Origin of the sequence: Otariodibacter oris, from assembly GCF_009684715.1 — a bacterium.
In the GTDB taxonomy this organism is placed as follows: Bacteria; Pseudomonadota; Gammaproteobacteria; order Enterobacterales; family Pasteurellaceae; genus Otariodibacter; species Otariodibacter oris.
Genome location: NZ_CP016604.1, coordinates 373,139 through 394,321 on the forward strand (window position 1 = coordinate 373,139; position 21,183 = coordinate 394,321).

The window sequence follows — 21,183 nt, forward strand, 5'->3', positions numbered from 1 at the left end:
ACAAAAGCAGGCAAGTATTAGTAGACTTGCATAAGCTTTGAGTTTTTTATTGTTATTTAATTATTATTTAATATTAATGATTAAATTGATTTAAAAATACTTGAGGTTGTATGGTTAAGTGACTAAGCGTACACGGTGGATGCCTAGGCAATCAGAGGCGAAGAAGGACGTGCTAATCTGCGAAAAGCTTGGATGAGTCGATAAGAGGCGTTTAATCCAAGATATCCGAATGGGGAAACCCAATAGGTGAAGAACCTATTATTACTGAGTGAATACATAGCTCAGTAAGGCAAACCGGGAGAACTGAAACATCTAAGTACCCCGAGGAAAAGAAATCAACCGAGATTCTGTGAGTAGCGGCGAGCGAAAGCGGAGAAGCCAGTTAGTGATAGTGGCAGAGTTAGGAGAATGAGTTGGGAAGCTCAGCGACACAGGGTGATAGCCCCGTATCCGAAGACCAGGCCATGGTACTAAGCTAACGAAAAGTAGGGCGGGACACGAGAAATCCTGTTTGAAGATGGGGGGACCATCCTCCAAGGCTAAATACTCCTGATTGACCGATAGTGAACCAGTACTGTGAAGGAAAGGCGAAAAGAACCCCAGTGAGGGGAGTGAAATAGAACCTGAAACCGTGTACGTACAAGCAGTGGGAGCAAGTTTATCTTGTGACTGCGTACCTTTTGTATAATGGGTCAGCGACTTATATTTTGTAGCAAGGTTAACTGAATAAGGGAGCCGTAGGGAAACCGAGTCTTAACTGGGCGAGTAGTTGCAAGGTATAGACCCGAAACCCGGTGATCTAGCCATGGGCAGGTTGAAGGTTGGGTAACACTAACTGGAGGACCGAACCGACTAATGTTGAAAAATTAGCGGATGACCTGTGGCTGGGGGTGAAAGGCCAATCAAACCGGGAGATAGCTGGTTCTCCCCGAAATCTATTTAGGTAGAGCCTTGAGCGGACACCTTCGGGGGTAGAGCACTGTTTCGACTAGGGGGCCATCCCGGCTTACCAACTCGATGCAAACTGCGAATACCGAAGAGTGATACTCAGGAGACACACGGTGGGTGCTAACGTTCATCGTGAAGAGGGAAACAACCCAGACCGCCAGCTAAGGTCCCAAAATCTATATTAAGTGGGAAACGAAGTGGGAAGGCTTAGACAGCTAGGATGTTGGCTTAGAAGCAGCCATCATTTAAAGAAAGCGTAATAGCTCACTAGTCGAGTCGGCCTGCGCGGAAGATGTAACGGGGCTAAAATATAGTACCGAAGCTGCGGCATCAGAATTTATTCTGTTGGGTAGGGGAGCGTCGTGTAAGCGGATGAAGGTGAATCGAGAGGTTTGCTGGACGTATCACGAGTGCGAATGCTGACATAAGTAACGATAAAACGAGTGAAAAACTCGTTCGCCGGAAGACCAAGGGTTCCTGTCCAACGTTAATCGGGGCAGGGTGAGTCGGCCCCTAAGGTGAGGCTGAAAAGCGTAATCGATGGGAAACGGGTTAATATTCCCGTACTTGTTATAAGTGCGATGTGGGGACGGAGAAGGTTAGGTTATCAGGGTGTTGGATATCCCTGTTTAAGCCGTTAGGTGGAGAGACTAGGCAAATCCGGTCTCTTATTAAACACCGAGAAGTGATGACGAGACTCTACGGAGTCGAAGTAACTGATACCACGCTTCCAGGAAAAGCCACTAAGCTCTAGCTTATAATAAACCGTACTGAAAACCGACACAGGTGGTCAGGTAGAGAATACTCAGGCGCTTGAGAGAACTCGGGTGAAGGAACTAGGCAAAATAGCACCGTAACTTCGGGAGAAGGTGCGCCGGCGTAGATTGTAAGGGCTTGCCCCTGAAGGTTGAACCGGTCGAAGATACCAGCTGGCTGCAACTGTTTATTAAAAACACAGCACTCTGCAAACACGAAAGTGGACGTATAGGGTGTGATGCCTGCCCGGTGCTGGAAGGTTAATTGATGGTGTTATCGAAAGAGAAGCTCCTGATCGAAGCCCCAGTAAACGGCGGCCGTAACTATAACGGTCCTAAGGTAGCGAAATTCCTTGTCGGGTAAGTTCCGACCTGCACGAATGGCATAATGATGGCCAGGCTGTCTCCACCCGAGACTCAGTGAAATTGAAATCGCCGTGAAGATGCGGTGTACCCGCGGCTAGACGGAAAGACCCCGTGAACCTTTACTATAGCTTGACACTGAACATTGAATTTTGATGTGTAGGATAGGTGGGAGCCTATGAAGTAGGAACGCTAGTTTCTATGGAGGCGTCCTTGAAATACCACCCTTTAACGTTTGATGTTCTAACGAAGACTGCGGAACGTGGTCTCGGACAGTGTCTGGTGGGTAGTTTGACTGGGGCGGTCTCCTCCCAAAGAGTAACGGAGGAGCACGAAGGTTTGCTAATCACGGTCGGACATCGTGAGGTTAGTGCAATGGTATAAGCAAGCTTAACTGCGAGACAGACAAGTCGAGCAGGTGCGAAAGCAGGTCATAGTGATCCGGTGGTTCTGAATGGAAGGGCCATCGCTCAACGGATAAAAGGTACTCCGGGGATAACAGGCTGATACCGCCCAAGAGTTCATATCGACGGCGGTGTTTGGCACCTCGATGTCGGCTCATCACATCCTGGGGCTGAAGTAGGTCCCAAGGGTATGGCTGTTCGCCATTTAAAGTGGTACGCGAGCTGGGTTTAGAACGTCGTGAGACAGTTCGGTCCCTATCTGCCGTGGGCGTTGGAGAATTGATTGGGGCTGCTCCTAGTACGAGAGGACCGGAGTGGACACATCACTGGTGTTCCAGTTGTCTCGCCAGAGGCACTGCTGGGTAGCTACATGTGGAAGAGATAAGTGCTGAAAGCATCTAAGCACGAAACTTGCCAAGAGATGAGTTCTCCCTGACTATAAGTCAGTAAGGGTTGTTGGAGACTACGACGTAGATAGGTGTGGTGTGTAAGCGTTGTGAGACGTTGAGCTAACACATACTAATTGCCCGAGAGGCTTAACCATACAACCTCAAGTGTTTTTTCGAAAAAAACTATAGAGAAAACATAAGAGAGTATGAAGTTTACTAAGAAAAGGTACACAGACTGAAAGAAGTAAAAGGAAGTCGAACAGAAAGACAGCTTGTTTTAAGATTTTAAAAGAAAGAAAAAAAGACAGAATAAGACGGAAGTCGTCAACAGGATTATCCTGATGGTCATAGTGCAGTGGAACTACCTGAACCCATCCCGAACTCAGAAGTAAAATGCTGTCACGCCGATGGTAGTGTGGTGATTCGCCATGTGAGAGTAGGTCGTCATCAGGGCTTTATTAGGAAAACCGTAGGTTAGAGATAACTTACGGTTTTTTGCTTTTTACTATAAAATTTAGTTTGTTTATTGATAAAACTTGTCGATTTATTATAACGATATATTCTTCCAAATTTTTACATAATATCAATTACTCTTCCTTTCAATTTATACTAGTTAAACGTATAATCAAACACTATTTTATTTAAATTGATCATATTTATTCAATGCAATTAATTCGAGGAATTCATAATTTAACTAGGCATCCAATACTTGCTAATGGATGTGTGTTAGCCATTGGTAATTTTGATGGAGTTCATCTAGGGCATAAGCATATTTTAAAGCGGTTGTTGGATAAATCTAAACACCTGTCACTACCATCAGTAGTGATGTTATTTGAGCCTCAGCCTAGGGAGTTTTTTGCTAGGAATAATCAGAATGTAACCGCTCCAGCTAGATTAATGCGTTTACGAGATAAATTGTATTATCTTAGAGAAATGGGAATTGATTATGTCATTTGTCTTCGTTTTAATGCTAAATTTGCCGAACAATCACCAGAACAATTTGTACAAAACATACTAGTAGAAAAATTGAATGTTAAGTATTTAAGCGTGGGTGATGATTTTCGATTTGGAAAGAATAGACAAGGTGACTTTCAATTTTTAAATAAAGTCGGAGCTGAGTTTGGATTTCAAGTAGATAATAGCAATAGTTATTGTTTAGATGGATTGAGAATTAGTAGTTCATTGATTCGTGATGCATTAAAAAATGATGATTTAGATTTAGTTGAAAAAATGTTGGGTAAACCTTATTCAATCAGAGGGCGTGTTGCTCATGGCAATAAATTGGGTAGAACCATTGGTTTTCCAACTGCAAATATTATGCTGAATCGTTTAGTTATACCTATTCAAGGGGTCTATGCTGTTTCCATAAAAACAGATGAAGGTGATTTTTTTGGTGTGGCTAATGTAGGTAATCGCCCAACGATCAATGGTACAAAACCAATTCTTGAAGTACATATTTTTAATTTTAGCCAAGCGATTTATGGTGAATCAATAGAAGTTAGCTTTTTGAAAAAGATTCGTTCAGAGATTAAATTCGAAAGTTTCGAAGCATTGAAAAATCAAATTGAACAGGATGCTATCGTGGCTAGATCATTTGTTGAAAGAGCTGAGTGATTTTATAAATATTAAATTTTATTAACTGGAAAATAATATGACTGACTATAAAAATACATTAAATTTACCTCAAACAGGTTTTCCTATGCGTGGGGATCTCGCTAAACGTGAGCCTGATATGTTAAAAAATTGGTACGAAAAAAAATTGTATCAAAAAGTACGTGAATCAAGTAAAGGAAAGAAAACATTTATTCTTCATGATGGTCCTCCTTATGCGAATGGTAACCTTCACTTAGGTCATGCAGTTAATAAAATTTTGAAAGATATTATTATGAAATCTAAAACGGCACTAGGGTTTGATACACCTTACGTGCCAGGTTGGGACTGTCATGGTTTACCAATCGAATTAAAAGTAGAAGGTTTAGTAGGTAAGCCTAATGAAAAGATTTCTGCTGCTGAGTTCCGTCAAGCATGTCGTGATTATGCTAAAGAGCAAGTGGAAGGACAAAAAGCAGATTTTATCCGTATGGGAATCTTGGGCGATTGGGATAATCCTTATCTCACCATGAATTTCGGTACCGAAGCTGCGATTATTCGCACTTTAGGTAAAGTGATTGAAAATGGTCACTTATACAAAGGTTCTAAACCTGTTCACTGGTGCTTAGATTGTGGTTCATCATTGGCAGAAGCTGAAGTTGAATACGAAGATAAAGTTTCTCCATCAATTTATGTCCGTTTTTCTGCAGTCAACCCTGAACAAGTAGAACAAAAATTTAACGCTGTAGGTAAAGGAAGCGGTAAGATCTCTGCTGTAATTTGGACAACAACACCTTGGACAATTCCATCAAATAGAGCTATCGCACTAAATGCTGAATTAGACTATCAATTAGTGCAATTTGGTGATGAACGTATGATTTTAGCTCAAGAGTTAGTTGAAAGCGTACAAAAAGCGGTGGATATAGAACAGGTTGAAGTATTAGGCTCTGCAAAAGGTAAAGATCTGGAGTTAATGCGTTTTAATCATCCGTTTTATGACTTTGATGTACCATTCATTTTAGGTGATCACGTTACTACTGATGGAGGTACTGGATTAGTTCATACTGCACCAGATCACGGTCTAGATGACTTTATTGTTGCAAAACAATATAACTTAGAAATAGCTGGTTTAATTGATAATGATGGTAAATTTATTTCTACGACGCCATTCTTTGCAGGGAAAGGTGTCTTCGAATCCAATGAACTTGTTGTTGAGAAGCTAAAAGAAGTTGGTGCATTGCTCAAATTAGAAAGAATTAAGCATAGCTATCCACACTGTTGGCGTCATAAAACACCAATCATTTTCCGTGCAACACCACAATGGTTTGTCGGTATGGAAAAACAAGGCTTAAGAACTCAAGCATTGGGTGAAATTAAGTCTGTACGTTGGATTCCAAGCTGGGGTGAAGCACGTATTGATAAAATGGTTGCAAATCGTCCTGACTGGTGTATCTCTCGTCAGCGTACTTGGGGTGTCCCAATGACGATGTTTGTTCACAAAGAAACAGAAGAATTGCATCCTCGTACATTAGAATTATTAGAAGAAGTCGCAAAACGTGTTGAAAAATCAGGTATTCAAGCATGGTGGGATTTAGAACCAGAAGAATTACTTGGCGATGATGCAAAAGATTATCGTAAAGTACCCGATACGTTAGATGTATGGTTCGATTCAGGATCTACTTATGCCTCAGTTGTTGAACAACGTCCAGAATTTAATGGACAATCTGCGGATATGTACCTAGAAGGTTCTGACCAGCATCGTGGTTGGTTTATGTCTTCATTAATGCTTTCAACTGCAACCAATGGGAAAGCACCTTATCGTCAAGTTTTAACTCATGGTTTTACAGTTGATGAGAAAGGTCGTAAGATGTCTAAATCACTCGGCAATGTGATTGTGCCAAGCGAAGTTTGGAACAAAAATGGTGCGGATATTTTACGTTTATGGGTTGCATCAACGGATTATACGGGTGAAATTGCGGTATCGATGAACATTTTAAATCGTGCAGCTGATTCTTATCGCCGTATTCGTAATACTGCTCGTTTCTTATTAGCGAACTTAAATGGCTTTGATCCTAAACGTGATTTAGTGAAACCAGAAGAGATGATTTCTCTTGACCGTTGGGCAGTAAGTTGTGCGTTAGACGCTCAAAATGAAATTAAAGAAGCTTATGATAACTATCAATTCCATGCAGTAGTACAACGCTTAATGCGTTTCTGTTCAATTGAAATGGGATCATTCTACTTAGATATTATCAAAGACCGTCAATATACAACTAAAGCAGATAGTTTAGCTCGTCGTAGTTGCCAAACTGCTTTATGGCATATTTCAGAAGCGTTAGTACGTTGGATTGCGCCAATTTTATCATTTACGGCAGATGAAATTTGGGGTCATTTACCAAAAGTAGAAAATCGTGCAGAGTTTGTTTTCACTGAAGAATTTTATGAAGGGTTATTCGGTTTAGATAACAGCGATAAATTGGATGATGCTTATTGGCAACAACTCTTGAAAGTACGAGCTGAAGTAAACCGTGTACTAGAGCAAGCTCGTAGTGATAAACTTATTGGTGCAGGTTTAGAAGCGAAAGTGACTGTTTATGCAGATGATAACTTATTACCATTGTTAGAAATATTGGGTAATGAATTACGTTTTGTGCTAATTACTTCACAAGCAATTGTGAAACCACTGGCTGATGCAGATGTCTCAGTAGGTGAATTAGAAGGATTAGCCGTAAAAGTAGAGCGTGCAGAAGGTGAAAAATGCCCTCGTTGTTGGCATTATGCTACCGATATTGGTTCACACCCAGAACACAGTGAAATTTGTGGTCGCTGTGTTGAAAATGTGGCTGGTGATGGTGAGAAGCGTAACTTTGCTTAATCATTAAATAACTAGAGCCTCTAAAAATAGAGGCTCTCATTTTTGATGATAAAATTATAATAAAAACAGGCGGTCAGTTTAGATAAATGTTTTGTAAAATTGATATGCTATTTTTTAGGAGCAATTCCATGCTTAGTTTAAACAAGCTTACTCGAGCAGAGCGTTATTTGAGAAAACTTTCCTTTATTTCACAAGAAGCAGATCAAATTGATTTTATTACTAATAGTGTTGAGTTTAAGCAACGTCTTTTAGCATTAATTGCACAGGCGAAATCTCGTATTTATTTAACGGCACTTTATTTTCAAAAAGATGAGGCAGGACAAGAAATATTAGATGCCTTGTATCAAGCAAAATTAGCTAGACCAGAATTAGAGATTAAGATCCTTGTAGATTGGCATCGTGCTCAACGAGGATTAATCGGGGCAGAAGATCAATCGAGCAATGCAGACTGGTATGCTGTGGTTAGACAGAAATATAATTTACCTATCGAAAATGATATTGCTTTTTATGGTGTCCCAGTCAATCGTCGAGAGATTTTTGGTGTATTACATTTAAAAGGTTTTATTATTGATGATACTGTACTTTATAGCGGTGCAAGCATTAATAATGTTTATTTACACCAATTAGATCGCTATCGTTATGATCGCTATCATCAAATTAATAATAAAATATTAGCGGATACTTTTGTCTCTCTGATTGAGCAACATATTTTAAGTAATCCTGTTGTGAGCCGATTAGATGAAGCTCGCCCAACAACTAAAGAAATTAGACCGCTAGTTAAACTATTTCGTAAGCAGTTAAGCCAAGCGAGTTATGATTTTGTTGGGCAAACTATGAGTGATGATGCACTTATGGTGTCTCCTTTAGTGGGATTAGGGCGAAAAAATAGATTAAATAAAACCATTGAAGCTTTATTTTCTCAATCACAAGAAAAATTAGTGATTTGTACACCTTATTTTAATCTACCTCGTTCATTGAGTATGAGAATACAGTGGTTACTCTCTAGAGGAGTAAAAGTAGAAATTATTGTTGGAGATAAAACGGCTAATGACTTTTATACTGCGCCAGATGAAAAATTTACTACGGTATCGGCTGTTCCTTATTTGTATGAAAAGAATTTAAGAGCTTTTGCTAAACGTTTAGATACTTATATTCAAAATGGTCAACTCGTGATTCGTTTATGGAAGCACGATCAGAATACCTACCATCTGAAAGGTGTTTGGGTCGATAATCGTTATGTATTACTCACTGGAAATAACTTAAATCCTCGTGCTTGGAAATTGGATGCAGAGAATGCTATTCTAATTTCTGATCCGCAAGAACAATTGAGAGAGAAGGTTGCAGGTGAACTTAAACAAATCAGAACTCATACGACAGTCTTAACGAGCTACAATGTTTTGGATAAGCAAAAGGATTATCCAGAAAAAGTGAGAAAATTACTTCGCAAATTAGGTAGAGTACGGTTAGATCGTATTGTAAGGATGATATTGTAGGCTAATTGATAAAAAAGAGGGTTAACTCATTTAAATGGTTAACCCTCTTTTAGTTTTATGTATTTATTTTATCGCTTCTAATCTATCTATCATATCTTGTACAGGCATAGATTGAACTTTTCTCATTTGGTATATTAATAACACAGAAGATAGGCTTAATGTTACACAGAAGATAAGCCAAAATCCTTTTGCTGCCATAGGTTCAGCAAGCCAATCAGTCATAGAAAGGACATATCCTAGCGGTAGTCCAATAATCCAGTAACAAAATAAAGTAATCGGTAGTGTCGGTTTCGTATATTTATATCCTCTAAGAATCCCATTTGTGATGACTTGTAATGAATCTGGAATTTGATAAATTGCGGCAAAGATTAATAATCCTGATGCAATGATAATGGAGCTTTCTTCCGAGGTGAATGCATGAGGAATGAGATCTTTAAAAGCAAGTATAAAGATACCAATGATAACAGCGATAATCATCCCTGTGATTAGATTGTGGTAGCTTAAATATTTAGCTTTTTCAATTTCCTTTTGCCCCAATGTTTGCCCGATCATGATGGTTGATGCGATACCTAAAGATAAAGGAATCATGAAAAAGAGAGAGCTTGTTTGTAAAGCAACCTGATGGCTTGCTACAACTTGGGACCCTAGTCTAGACATGATCAATGAAGAGGTTGAAAATAACATAACTTCAGTAAAGAGAGAAAAGCCGATAGGGATTCCTAGCTTGAGTAATTTTATGATCGTTGCCCATTCTGGACGCTCAATCCATTTCTCGAATAGATGGATATCTTTTTGTGATTTATTGGTGTAGCAATAAGTCACCATCAATCCAAACATAATCCAATTTATAATCGCTGTTGCAATTCCACAGCCTACAGCGCCCATTGCAGGCAAACCTAATTTTCCAAAAATAAAGATATAATTAAGAGGAATATTGAGTAGTAATCCTGTAAACATAATTATCATTGCTGGTTTAGGATTGGATAATCCGTCATTAAGGCAACGTAAGTTAATAGATAATAGAGCAGGAATAAGGCCAATACTAATAATCGATAAGTAAGTATAGGCTTTATGAGCAAATTCTGCGGGGGTTTTCATGTATTCAAGGATAAGGTCACTGTTTAAGTAAATAGTAAGTAGTGGAATACTTAGCACAAAGACTAACCATACACCTTGACGAATTTGATGGGCAATTAATTGGCGTTGATTTGAGCCATTGAGGTAAGATACCGTTGGTGTAATTGCATTTAGAACACCCAAAACGAATAGAAATAAGGGAAAATAAATTGAGTTACTGACAGCAATAGCAGATACGTCCGCATCACTGACCAGCCCTGCCATAATGATATCTGATAAGCCCATTCCTGACACAGCTAATTGAGAAATAAAGATGGGTGTTGATAGCTTAAATAGTTTTTTCGTATTTTCTTTATAATGATTTAAATGTAATTCCATATAATATCTCGCTTTTTATTTTAGAATTCTGGTTCACACTCAAACGTCATGGATTCCCCAGTAATAGGATGGGTAATTGTTAAAGATTGAGCGTGTAAATAGAGTCTAGGTGCTAAACTTTTAGCAAGCGGATTTGCGTAAAATTTGTCGCCTAAAATAGGATGACCGAGAGCTAAACAATGTACTCTAAGTTGATGAGACCGTCCAGTATAAGGTGTTAATTTTATTCTTGTTGTATTGTTTTGATAATGTGCAAGAATTTCATAGAAAGTAACCGCTTGTTTTCCTCTCTCGAAACAAATTTTTTGACGTGGGCGATTTTCCCAGTCACAAATTAAAGGAAAATTAATTTCACCTGTTTCGCCTACTTGATCACCTAGTTTCCCCCAAACAATAGCTTGATAGAATTTTTTTGGTTCTCTTTCTCTAAATTGGCGTTTTAATTCCTTTTCCGCCTGTTTACTTAATGCAAAAAGTAATATACCGCTTGTTGCCATATCTAAGCGATGAGCGGGTTCGGTAAATCCATATTTCTGTTTGACTCGAGCCATTGCACTATCTTGATATTCAGGTCGGTTGCCGGGTACAGAAAGTAATCCGCTCGGCTTATTTATCACTAGAATATGATTGTCTCGATAAATTTCGTTAAGCCAGGGGGAAGTTGGTGGGTTATATTCAATTAATGCCATAACATTATTTATATTTTTATTTTGAATCGGTGCATATTATCAAGAAACATTAAAAAGATGGAGAGAAATTAGAATGAATTTCTTAAGTTTTATAGTGTCCAACCAAAACCGTGGAATAAGTTACATATAATTGGTTATTATTAAGTGGCTCTATCTTTTTCAATTTTTGTCAAATTAATTAAAATAAATTGACTTTATATGCCTCTTCATAGAAGATTCAAAGCCATCTTATGGAGTAAGAGTAGCAAATGTCTGATACAAAAAACCTAGTAGAAATAAAAGACTTAACCTTTAAACGAGGTGACCGCATTATTTATGATAATCTAAATTTAAAAGTACAAAAAGGTAAAATTACCGCAATTATGGGACCTTCAGGTATTGGTAAGACGACTTTACTTCGTTTAATTGGTGGTCAGCTTGAGCCTGAATCTGGACAGATTCTATTTGATGGTCAAGATATATGTCAAGCTTCCAATAAGGAACTTTACCAGATTCGTAAAAGAATGGGGATGTTGTTTCAATCAGGGGCATTATTTACCGATATTTCCACATTTGAGAATGTCGCATTTCCTATCAGAGAGCATACAAAATTACCAGAAACGTTGATAAGAAAAATTGTTCTAATGAAACTTGAGGCTGTTGGGCTTCGAGGTGCTGCGAATTTAATGCCCTCAGAATTATCGGGGGGGATGGCTCGTCGAGCTGCACTTGCACGTGCGATGGCTCTTGATCCTGATCTAATCATGTATGACGAACCTTTTGCTGGACAAGATCCAATTAGTATGGGGGTTATTGTTACTTTAATTAAGAAAATGAACCAGGCACTGAATTTGACCTCAATTGTTGTTTCACATGATGTTACTGAGGTATTAAGCATTGCTGACTATGCTTATATTGTTGCAGATAAAAAAGTGATTGCAGAAGGTACAGCCGATGAATTAGTCAAAAGTCAAGATCCTCAGGTCATACAATTTTTATCTGGTAATGCAGATGGGCCTGTCAGATTTCATTATCCTGCGAAAGATTATGCAGAGGAGTTGTTTCAATGAAAAAACTGATTTCATCAGTAGGAATGTTTGTCATTGATTTAATAAGAATTTTTGGAAGAGCTAGCTTTCTTCTCGTTGGTGCTTTAATTGGTAAACCACAATTTCGTAAGCATTCGCCTTTACTTATTAAGCAATTATATATAGTAGGAGTACAATCTTTATTGATTATTATGCTATCTGGACTCTTCATTGGCATGGTTTTAGGTTTACAAGGCTATGTTGTCTTAGTCGGTTTTTCAGCTGAAACTAGTTTAGGTCAGCTTGTCTCGTTATCTCTTCTCAGAGAATTAGGACCAGTTGTAACGGCATTGTTATTCGCAGGACGCGCTGGATCTGCTCTGACTGCTGAAATAGGATTAATGAAAGCAACTGAACAGCTTTCCAGTTTAGAAATGATGGCGATTGACCCATTACGTCGAATTATTGCACCTCGGTTTTGGGCTGGGGTTATTTCAATGCCAATACTCGCAATAATTTTTACTGCAATTGGTATTTGGGGAGGATCACTAGTTGGTGTCGATTGGAAAGGAGTTGACTCTGGTAGTTTTTGGTCTGTTATGCAAAATAGTGTGGTTTTAGATGATTTAACTAATGGTTTTATAAAAAGTATCGTTTTTGCTTTTGCAGTAGTTTGGATAGCTTTGTTCAATGGTTATGATTCCATACCAACATCAGCAGGGATCAGTCAAGCAACCACTAGAACGGTAGTGAATGCATCACTCACTGTATTGGGATTAGATTTTATTTTAACAGCAATCATGTTCGGTGGTTAATCTAAGAAGTAGAATTTGTAAATTGGTGATAAAATGTCACCACTTACATTTTATGTTTTGATGAGTAAGGAAAAAATATGCGTCAATCAGTTAAATATGAGTTTTGGGTTGGATTATTTGTGCTTTTAGGTTTAGCTGCATTGGTCTTTTTAGGACTAAGAGTTGCGAATGTTCAGGGATTCTCATCTAAACAAACTTACACTCTTTACGCAACTTTCGATAATATAGGAGGCCTAAAGGTGCGATCTCCTGTTAAAGTTGGAGGTGTTGTTGTCGGTCGAGTTTCAGATATCCAATTAGATCCACAAACGTATTCACCACAAGTTTCGTTAGCGATTGAAGAAGAATTTAGCAATATTCCAGATACAAGTTCTCTTTCAATTAAAACTTCTGGTTTGTTAGGTGAGCAGTATGTGGCTTTAAATATTGGATTTACAATGGAGGGTGAAACCTCTATATTGAAAGAAGGTGACTCATTTTCTGATACCAATTCAGCAATGGTATTAGAGGATCTAATCGGTCAGTTTTTATATGGTGATAAACAGTCAGATAATTCAGATTCGCAGTAAAGAATCTTGGTGGAGTGCTGACTAATTTTTAAAAGTAGCATTAGCATACTTTTGGATTATGGACTCGTTAATGTAACGAGAATATTTCTTTATTTGGAGTTAAAAGATGATAAAAGGCCTTAAGAATATAATTGTAGCTGGTATTGTTACTATTTCAGCATTGGTTTCTACCTCTGCATTTGCTGCAAGTAATCCATACACTTTAATGCAACAAACTGCAGATAAGCTTTTTGGTGATATTAAATCTAATCAAGATAAAATTCAACGAGACCCTAATTATCTTCGGACTATTGTGCGTAATGATTTAATGCCACATATTCATGTAAAATATGCAGGGCAACTCGTGCTAGGAAAAAACTTATCTTCGGTCAATAATACTCAACGTGAGGCATTTTTTAATGCTTTTGGTGACTTTGTTGAGCAATCTTATGCTCAAGTATTGACTCAATATAGTGATCAAAAGGTTCAGATTGAAAATGAAAAACCACTTAATAATAAATCAATTGTAAGCATCCGTGTTAATGTATTACAGCAAGGAAATACTCAGCCAATTAAATTAGATTTTAAATGGAGAAAAAATAGTAAAACGGGTGAGTGGCAAGCTTATGATATGGCTGCTGAGGGTGTGAGTATGGTCGCTACTAAGCAGAACGAATGGAGTGGTATTTTACGTCAGAAAGGAATTGATACACTCATAGCTCAAATTGAACAATCTGCTAGACAACCGATTAAATTAAGTAAGTAGTAGTATGAAAGATCAAAAGTCGTTAGAATGGAAAATCCAGCAAAATAATGATAGTTTGATTATTCAGTTAATCGGTGAATTAACTAGGGACACGCTGATGCCTTTATGGGATAAGCGTGATTCTTTGTTTACACCAAAACCAAATCAGCATGTGTATTGGGATTTAAAGTTATTAGATCACATTGATTCAGCAGGATTTACCTTATTTACTGAATTATTAAATCATTATAACCAACATAGTACTAACTGTATTATCAATACATCAAATTGTGTCAAAAACCTGGCAGATCTATTTGATTTATCTGATTGGTTAGGTAATTTTTTATATTGTGATGCACCGAGTGGGAAAAATTAATGGAACCTAAAGAAATTGAAGACATTTTAAAAGAAAAGTTATCCCTTGATGAGGTTTATGTTCAAGGCGAAAATTCACATTATGGCGTAATAGCTGTAAGTGATGCTTTTGCAAGTTTATCTAAAGTAAAACAACAGCAAATGATTTATTCCCCTCTACATGAATATTTTGCAACTAATGCCATTCATGCATTAACAATCAAAACATTTACTACTGAACAGTGGAAAAGAGAACGTCTACTCAATTTAGCTAGTTAATTTATTAAAAATTGAAGATAAAATATATGCAAACTTTGAGAGTAATCTCACCGCTTGTTACTATATTTTATTTTCAATTTTTGTCTATTTTATTAAGGAATCAAAATGGAAAAATTTCGTGTTCATGGGCCATTTAGTTTAAATGGAACAGTTAATATCTCAGGTGCAAAAAATGCGGCACTACCTATTTTATTTGCAGCTATTTTAGCTGAAGAGCCCGTTGTGCTCACGAATGTTCCTAAATTGAGAGATGTTGATACGACATTTAAAATTCTTCGTCAATTAGGTGTTAAAATTGAATCCGAGGGTAACATGGTTCGATTAGATGCTCGCCACATAAATAACTATGTTGCGCCTTATGAATTAGTCAAAACCATGAGAGCATCAATTTGGGCATTAGCACCATTGCTTACTCGTTTTCATCAAGGACAAGTCTCTTTACCTGGTGGTTGTACCATTGGTGCACGCCCAGTTGATATGCATATCTCTGGACTAGAAAAGATGGGTGCTAAAATTACCTTGGATGAAGGTTATGTTAAAGCAGAAGTGGAAGAGCGTTTATCTGGTGCAAGAGTTGTAATGGATAAAGTCAGTGTTGGAGCAACGCTTTCTGTGATGATGGCAGCCACATTAGCGAATGGTACTACTGTTATTGAAAATGCTGCTAGAGAGCCGGAAGTGGTTGATACTGCAGATTTTCTTAATAAATTAGGTGCAAAAATTAGTGGTGCAGGCTCAGATACGATTACTATTGAAGGTGTTGATAAATTAGGTGGCGCTGAACATCATATTGTCCCAGATCGTATTGAAACGGGAACATTTCTTATTGCAGCTGCAATTTCAGGTGGCAAAATCACTTGTAAAGGCACTAAAGCAGATACATTAGATGCCGTTATTGAGAAGTTAAGAGAAGCAGGCATGGATGTGGAAGTTTCTGACAATTACATTACGTTAGATTCACATGGAATGAGACCTAAAGCTGTCAATATTAGAACGATGCCTCATCCTGGATTCCCGACTGATATGCAAGCTCAATTTACTTTGCTTAATACAATAGCGGATGGAACAAGTAAAATTACTGAGACCATTTTTGAAAACCGATTTATGCATATCCCTGAATTAATTCGTATGGGAGCTAAAGCGGAAATTGAAGGAAATACAGCGATTTGTCGCGGTGTTGAAAAACTTTCTGGTGCACAAGTTATGGCAACAGATCTTAGAGCCTCTATCAGTTTAGTGCTTGCGGGTTGTATTGCTCAAGGTGAAACCATTGTTGATCGTATTTATCATATTGATCGTGGTTATGAAAATATTGAAGATAAACTGTGCCAATTGGGTGCTCATATTGAACGTTTCAGGGAATCTTCTGTAGAATAAAAAACATTAATGCCTCATCTTTTTTCTGAGAATTTAAGAAGATGGGGTATAATTTTATCGTTGAATTATTTTATTACGAGAGCAGTATAATGAGCCAGTTCTTTTATATCCATCCAGAAAATCCCCAAACTCGTTTAATTAATCAATCTGTTGATATTATTAAAAAGGGCGGAGTCATCGTTTATCCAACAGATTCTGGTTATGCACTTGGTTGTGCTCTAGGGAATAAACAAGCAATGGACAGAATTGTTGCTATTCGTAAGTTACCTGAGAACCATAATTTCACGTTGGTATGTAGTGATTTATCAGAGCTTTCATCTTACGCATTAGTGACGAATCAGTCATATAGATTGATTAAAAATAATGTGCCTAATCCTTATACTTTTATTCTTCCGGCAACAAAAGAAGTACCGAGACGATTACTAACTAAGAGAAAGACAATCGGTATTCGTGTACCCGATAATGCGATTGCCTTAGCATTAATTGATGGATTAGGTGAGCCAATTTTATCCTGTTCATTAATGTTGCCTAATGAAGAGGTAACTCAATCAGACCCTGATCAAATACGAGAATATTTGGAACATCAGGTAGATTTAATTATTCACGGCGGTTATTTAGGTCAAGCGCCAACAACAGTGATCGATTTAACTGGAGATAGCCCAGAGATTATTCGTCTGGGATCAGGGGATGCAACCCCATTTAATTAAACTGTTATGAGATTGAATCCATAACAGACTCATAGACGCTTGTGAAAGCGACATAAGGAATTTTAATGACAACATTTCGTAAACCAACAACAAATAAGCGGTCAGATCAAGCAAAGAATTTGCAAACAAAAAAGACCGCTGTACGTAAGCCGTTGGTAAAGCAGACTGAAAGAGTAGCTAAAAAATCAGAGGAAGCTAAATCTTCAGAAAATCGTAAAACATCTAAAGTATTAGGTGAAAAACTTCAAAAAGTACTCGCACGAGCGGGTCAAGGTTCTCGCAGAGAAATTGAACAAGTCATTGCTCAAGGTCGTGTTAGTGTAGATGGTAAAGCGGCTACATTAGGTGATCGTGTTCAAGTAAGCTCAAGTACAAAAATTCGTATTGATGGGCATTTAATTAATTTGACTGCTGCTCAAAAAGAAGTGTGTCGTGTATTGATGTATTATAAACCAGAAGGTGAGTTGTGTACTCGTTCTGATCCAGAAGGTCGAGCCACAGTTTTCGACCGATTACCACGTATTGTGGGTTCGCGTTGGATTGCAGTAGGACGTTTAGATATTAACACTTCGGGATTATTACTTTTCACCACAGATGGTGAGTTAGCAAATCGTTTAATGCACCCAAGCCGAGAAGTTGAACGTGAATATTCAGTAAGGGTATTTGGTGAAGTAGATGACGCGATGTTGCAACGTTTACGCAAAGGTGTTCAGTTAGAAGATGGGCCTGCAAGCTTTAAACAGCTAAAAGTTGTAGGTGGAACAGGATTAAATCAATGGTTTGATGTGACTTTGACCGAAGGGCGTAATCGAGAAGTACGTCGTTTATGGGAATCACAAGGTATTCAAGTCAGCCGATTAATTCGTATTCGCTACGGTAATATCAAGCTAGAAAAAAGTTTACCAAGAGGCGGTTGGGAAGAGATGGGACTTGAGCAAGTGAATTATCTTCGTGATTTAGTAGGCTTACCTGCGGAAACAGAAACAAAAGTTGATGTGACCAAAAATCGTCGCCGCACTAGTGCAAGACAAATTCGTAAGGCAGTAAAACAACATACAAGATACCGCAAAAATTAAATAAAGGGGTATCTATGCGTAATAAAGGATAGGAAATGACAACTTATAATTTACGTTTAAAAGCGAAGAGTGAACTTACACCTCACCCAACTGCTCAATATTGGCGGAAATGTGAAGTTGAAGAGTTATTTGAAATGCCTTTTATGGATTTAATCTTTAAAGCGGCACAGGTTCATCGTGAAAATTTTAATCCTCAGGAGATTCAATTATCAACTTTACTTTCGATCAAGACTGGTGGTTGCCCTGAGGATTGTGAATATTGTCCTCAATCTGCTCGTTATGATACAGGGCTAACTCGTCAAACAATGCTTGATGTTGAAGAGATTGTTGAAAAAGCGAAAATTGCTAAAGCTAGAGGGGCAAGTCGTTTCTGTATGGGGGCGGCTTGGCGAGGGCCTAAACCAAAAGATATTGAAACGGTTTCCAGTATTGTTTCTGCAGTAAAAGCATTAGGTTTAGAAACTTGTGGTACTTTCGGAATGTTGGAAGAAGGTATGGCGGAAGATCTAAAACAGGCAGGATTAGATTATTACAATCATAACTTAGATACCGATCCAGAACGTTACGATCAAATTATTCATACTCGTGGACATGATGATCGAATGGATACTTTAGGAAAAGTTCGCCATGCAGGGTTGAAAGTTTGTTGTGGTGGTATTGTCGGTATGAACGAAACCCGTCCAGAACGTGCGGGATTAATTGCCAGTTTAGCCAATTTGGATCCTCAGCCAGAAAGCGTACCGATTAACCAATTAGTTAAAGTGGAAGGCACACCTTTAGCTGATGCCGAAGATTTAGACTGGACGGAATTTGTGAGAACAATCGCTGTGGCGAGAATCACTATGCCGAGAAGCTTTGTTCGCTTATCAGCGGGTCGTGGCGAAATGCCGGAATCAATGCAAGCATTCTGTTTTATGGCAGGTGCTAATTCTATTTTCTATGGTGATAAATTATTGACGACGGAAAACCCAGAGGAAGATAAAGATAGGATCTTAATGGATAAATTGAATCTTCGTCCATTGAGCTATACTGGATAATATAGAATGGTAAAAAGGCACTAAAATCAATGGATTTAGTGCCTTTTGCAAAATAAGACAACAATTTTACCGCTTACACTTCTAAAGGTAGTTGCCAATTAATCTCTTTTATTCCCTTTTCCATTAAATAATGATTAGTTTTTGAAAAATGCTGACAGCCAAAGAATCCTCGATGAGCTGAAAGTGGTGAGGGATGAGGTGCAGTTAGCACTAAGTGTTTATTACGATCAATAAATTGCCCTTTTTTCTGAGCATGGCTTCCCCACAATAAAAAGACAAGGTTTTCACGATTTTCATTGAGTTGATGAATGACCTTATCAGTAAAGGTTTCCCACCCTATATTTGCATGAGAATGGGCTTTACCCTGTTCTACTGTGAGTACGGTATTTAGCATCAGGACACCTTGTTTTGCCCATTCAACCAAATAACCATGTTTTGGGATCTCAAAGTGAATATCTTGCGCAAGTTCTTTATAAATATTGACGAGGGATGGAGGGGGAACTATTCCTGGCTTGACGGAAAAAGAAAGCCCATGGGCTTGATTAGGTCCATGGTAAGGGTCTTGTCCTAGAATAACGACTTTTACATCAGAAAACTCAGTCAGTGAAAAAGCACTGAATACCTCATTTTGTGGCGGATAAATAGTTTTTCCTTTTACTCTTTCTGTATGCACATGACGTAATATATTTTCAAAATAGGGTTGAGATTTTTCATTCCCAATGGCTTCTTTCCATGTCTTCATTTTTATCTCTATTCAATTAATAAGTTACGATTTACGCTTATGATATCATACTTTTATAGTGTGTTTTTTGTACAATAAATGGATTTTTATAAAAAATAGATAAATATTTCTCGCTTTTTTTTATCTAGAGAGTAGAATATTCAAAAAATTTTGAATAATTAAACTTTTTTTATAACCTCAATATAGACCTTATTAGGAGTCAAACATGATTAAAGGCGTACAAATTACAGAATCTACAAATAGCAATTTGTTAAATTCTTTCTGGTTATTAGATGATGAAAAAAATGAAGCTCGTTGCTTAGTTGCTAAAGGCGATTTCAAAGAAGATCAAATTGTTGCAATTAGCGAATTAGGTGAAATTGCATACCGTGAAGTGCCAGTAAATATCGCACCAACTATCAAAGTAGAAGGTGGACAACACTTAAATGTGAACGTTTTACGTCGTGAAACATTAGAAGATGCGGTTAAACACCCAGAAAAATACCCACAATTAACAATTCGTGTATCTGGATATGCTGTTCGTTTTAACTCATTAACTCCTGAACAACAACGTGATGTTATCACACGTACTTTCACTGAAAGTTTATAATAAAATTACAACAAAAAAGCACCCAATTGGGTGCTTTTTTGTATGTGATAAATAGATTAACTATTTTTCATAAAACGTTGAATGCGTCCTGATTCAATTTCTTCATCTCGAATTGTCATGATCTCGCAACCATCTTTAGTGACGACAAGCTCATGCTCAAATTGTGCGGAATGACTACGATCTTTGGTTTTTACAGTCCAACCATCATTCATCAAACGAACTTCTTTTTTACCAGCATTAATCATTGGTTCAATAGTAAATACCATTCCCTCTTGCAATACAACACCGCCATCATCTGCATAGTAATGAAGGACTTGAGGATCACAATGGAATTCATCACCAACACCATGGCCACAGTATTCACGTACTACTGAAAAGCCCTCTTTTTCAACATATTGTTGGATTACTTTACCAATTTCATTAAGACGAATACCCGGTTTAACAATATGTAAGGCTTTATAGAGCGATTCTTGAGTTACTTCAATGAGTCGTTTATCTCTAATACTTGGTTCGCCCACAACATACATTTTTGAGTTATCACCATAGTAACCATCTTTAATTACAGTGACATCAATATTAACAATATCGCCTTTTTTTAATTTTTTTCCCTCACTAGGAATACCATGACAAACGACTTCATTAAGTGAAATACAGGTTGCTTTTGGGAAACCATGATAACCAAGACAAGCAGGAATAGCCTGTTGTTCTTTTTCGATATATTCATGACAAATTCGGTCAAGTTCGCCTGTTGTCACGCCTTCTTTTACATAAGGTTCAATCATGATGAGGACATCAGATGCTAATTTACACGCGATACGTAATTTTTCGATCTCTGCTTCAGATCTAATTGGAATATTACTCATTATAAAACTATCTCTTTTAGTAAAAATTAATCGTTAGAAGATTATACTCTTTTTGAAGCGATAATTCACGGGGGATAACTCAG

18 protein-coding genes and 2 rRNA genes are annotated in these 21,183 nt (G+C 37.8%); 16 read left to right on the forward strand and 4 right to left on the reverse strand.

Translation table 11 applies throughout. The features are described from left to right. Nucleotides 1-112: 112 nt before the first annotated feature. The 5 genes from A6A10_RS01795 to pssA all read left to right on the forward strand — a co-directional run bounded on the left by A6A10_RS01795 (nt 113) and on the right by pssA (nt 8,817). A 23S ribosomal RNA gene (locus A6A10_RS01795) occupies nt 113-3,014 on the forward strand. 182 nt (nt 3,015-3,196) lie between these two features. Continuing rightward, nucleotides 3,197-3,312, forward strand: a 5S ribosomal RNA gene (gene rrf / locus A6A10_RS01800). Between the two features lie 210 nt (nt 3,313-3,522). Further along, nucleotides 3,523-4,473, forward strand: coding sequence for a bifunctional riboflavin kinase/FAD synthetase (ribF, locus tag A6A10_RS01805; RefSeq protein ID WP_121123248.1), 951 nt, complete (start codon nt 3,523-3,525; stop codon nt 4,471-4,473). Between the two features lie 37 nt (nt 4,474-4,510). Further along, a complete protein-coding gene (gene ileS / locus A6A10_RS01810; RefSeq protein WP_121123250.1) occupies nt 4,511-7,324 on the forward strand; it encodes an isoleucine--tRNA ligase in 2,814 nt (937 codons plus the stop codon). Nucleotides 7,325-7,452: 128 nt separating this feature from the next. Further along, a complete protein-coding gene (gene pssA / locus A6A10_RS01815) occupies nt 7,453-8,817 on the forward strand; it encodes a CDP-diacylglycerol--serine O-phosphatidyltransferase (protein WP_121123252.1) in 1,365 nt (454 codons plus the stop codon). Nucleotides 8,818-8,880: 63 nt separating this feature from the next. Here the strand turns inward: pssA and A6A10_RS01820 are convergent, their stop codons facing one another. Further along, nucleotides 8,881-10,272, reverse strand: a complete 1,392-nt coding sequence (locus A6A10_RS01820) for an MATE family efflux transporter (protein WP_121123254.1) — start codon at nt 10,270-10,272, stop codon at nt 8,881-8,883. A gap of 20 nt (nt 10,273-10,292) precedes the next feature. After that, nucleotides 10,293-10,961 (reverse strand): bifunctional tRNA pseudouridine(32) synthase/23S rRNA pseudouridine(746) synthase RluA, encoded by a 669-nt coding sequence (gene rluA / locus A6A10_RS01825; protein WP_121123256.1) that lies wholly within the window; start codon nt 10,959-10,961, stop codon nt 10,293-10,295. A 248-nt stretch (nt 10,962-11,209) separates the two neighbouring features. Here rluA and mlaF point away from each other — a divergent pair, with 248 nt between their 5' ends. The 10 genes from mlaF to bioB all read left to right on the forward strand — a co-directional run bounded on the left by mlaF (nt 11,210) and on the right by bioB (nt 18,906). Beyond that, a complete protein-coding gene (gene mlaF, locus A6A10_RS01830; protein WP_121123258.1) occupies nt 11,210-12,010 on the forward strand; it encodes a phospholipid ABC transporter ATP-binding protein MlaF in 801 nt (266 codons plus the stop codon). Continuing rightward, the gene (gene mlaE / locus A6A10_RS01835; protein ID WP_121123260.1) at nt 12,007-12,783 is read left to right on the forward strand and encodes a lipid asymmetry maintenance ABC transporter permease subunit MlaE; all 777 of its coding nucleotides are present in this window, start codon (nt 12,007-12,009) and stop codon (nt 12,781-12,783) included. The genes mlaF and mlaE overlap by 4 nt, the downstream gene beginning before the upstream one ends. A 77-nt stretch (nt 12,784-12,860) precedes the next feature. Beyond that, complete coding sequence (gene mlaD / locus A6A10_RS01840) at nt 12,861-13,352, forward strand: outer membrane lipid asymmetry maintenance protein MlaD (RefSeq protein WP_121123262.1); 492 nt, start codon at nt 12,861-12,863, stop codon at nt 13,350-13,352. A 106-nt stretch (nt 13,353-13,458) separates the two neighbouring features. Then, nucleotides 13,459-14,097 (forward strand): phospholipid-binding protein MlaC, encoded by a 639-nt coding sequence (mlaC, locus tag A6A10_RS01845; RefSeq protein WP_121123264.1) that lies wholly within the window; start codon nt 13,459-13,461, stop codon nt 14,095-14,097. 4 nt (nt 14,098-14,101) lie between these two features. Further along, a complete protein-coding gene (locus A6A10_RS01850; protein ID WP_121123266.1) occupies nt 14,102-14,452 on the forward strand; it encodes an STAS domain-containing protein in 351 nt (116 codons plus the stop codon). Further along, nucleotides 14,452-14,709 (forward strand): BolA family protein, encoded by a 258-nt coding sequence (locus A6A10_RS01855; RefSeq protein WP_121123268.1) that lies wholly within the window; start codon nt 14,452-14,454, stop codon nt 14,707-14,709. The genes A6A10_RS01850 and A6A10_RS01855 overlap by 1 nt, the downstream gene beginning before the upstream one ends. Nucleotides 14,710-14,814: 105 nt before the next feature. After that, nucleotides 14,815-16,086 carry a UDP-N-acetylglucosamine 1-carboxyvinyltransferase gene (murA, locus tag A6A10_RS01860; RefSeq protein WP_121123270.1) on the forward strand — a complete coding sequence of 424 codons (1,272 nt, stop codon included), beginning with the start codon at nt 14,815-14,817 and terminating at the stop codon, nt 16,084-16,086. Nucleotides 16,087-16,175: 89 nt separating this feature from the next. Continuing rightward, nucleotides 16,176-16,793: an L-threonylcarbamoyladenylate synthase gene (locus A6A10_RS01865; RefSeq protein WP_121123272.1), complete on the forward strand. Its 618-nt coding sequence runs from the start codon at nt 16,176-16,178 to the stop codon at nt 16,791-16,793. Nucleotides 16,794-16,858: 65 nt separating this feature from the next. Beyond that, nucleotides 16,859-17,869, forward strand: a complete 1,011-nt coding sequence (rluB, locus tag A6A10_RS01870) for a 23S rRNA pseudouridine(2605) synthase RluB (RefSeq protein WP_121123274.1) — start codon at nt 16,859-16,861, stop codon at nt 17,867-17,869. 35 nt (nt 17,870-17,904) lie between these two features. Further along, nucleotides 17,905-18,906, forward strand: coding sequence for a biotin synthase BioB (gene bioB, locus A6A10_RS01875; RefSeq protein WP_121123276.1), 1,002 nt, complete (start codon nt 17,905-17,907; stop codon nt 18,904-18,906). 73 nt (nt 18,907-18,979) lie between these two features. Here bioB and ung read toward each other — a convergent pair whose 3' ends face one another. Then, nucleotides 18,980-19,648: a uracil-DNA glycosylase gene (gene ung / locus A6A10_RS01880; protein ID WP_121123278.1), complete on the reverse strand. Its 669-nt coding sequence runs from the start codon at nt 19,646-19,648 to the stop codon at nt 18,980-18,982. Nucleotides 19,649-19,853: 205 nt separating this feature from the next. On the opposite strand from ung, the gene grcA reads away from it, so the two are divergent. Further along, nucleotides 19,854-20,237 carry an autonomous glycyl radical cofactor GrcA gene (gene grcA / locus A6A10_RS01885; RefSeq protein WP_121123280.1) on the forward strand — a complete coding sequence of 128 codons (384 nt, stop codon included), beginning with the start codon at nt 19,854-19,856 and terminating at the stop codon, nt 20,235-20,237. A gap of 56 nt (nt 20,238-20,293) precedes the next feature. Here grcA and map read toward each other — a convergent pair whose 3' ends face one another. Continuing rightward, entirely contained in the window at nt 20,294-21,100 is an 807-nt protein-coding gene (gene map, locus A6A10_RS01890; protein WP_121123282.1) for a type I methionyl aminopeptidase, read from the reverse strand. Between the last annotated feature and the right edge of the window lie 83 nt (nt 21,101-21,183).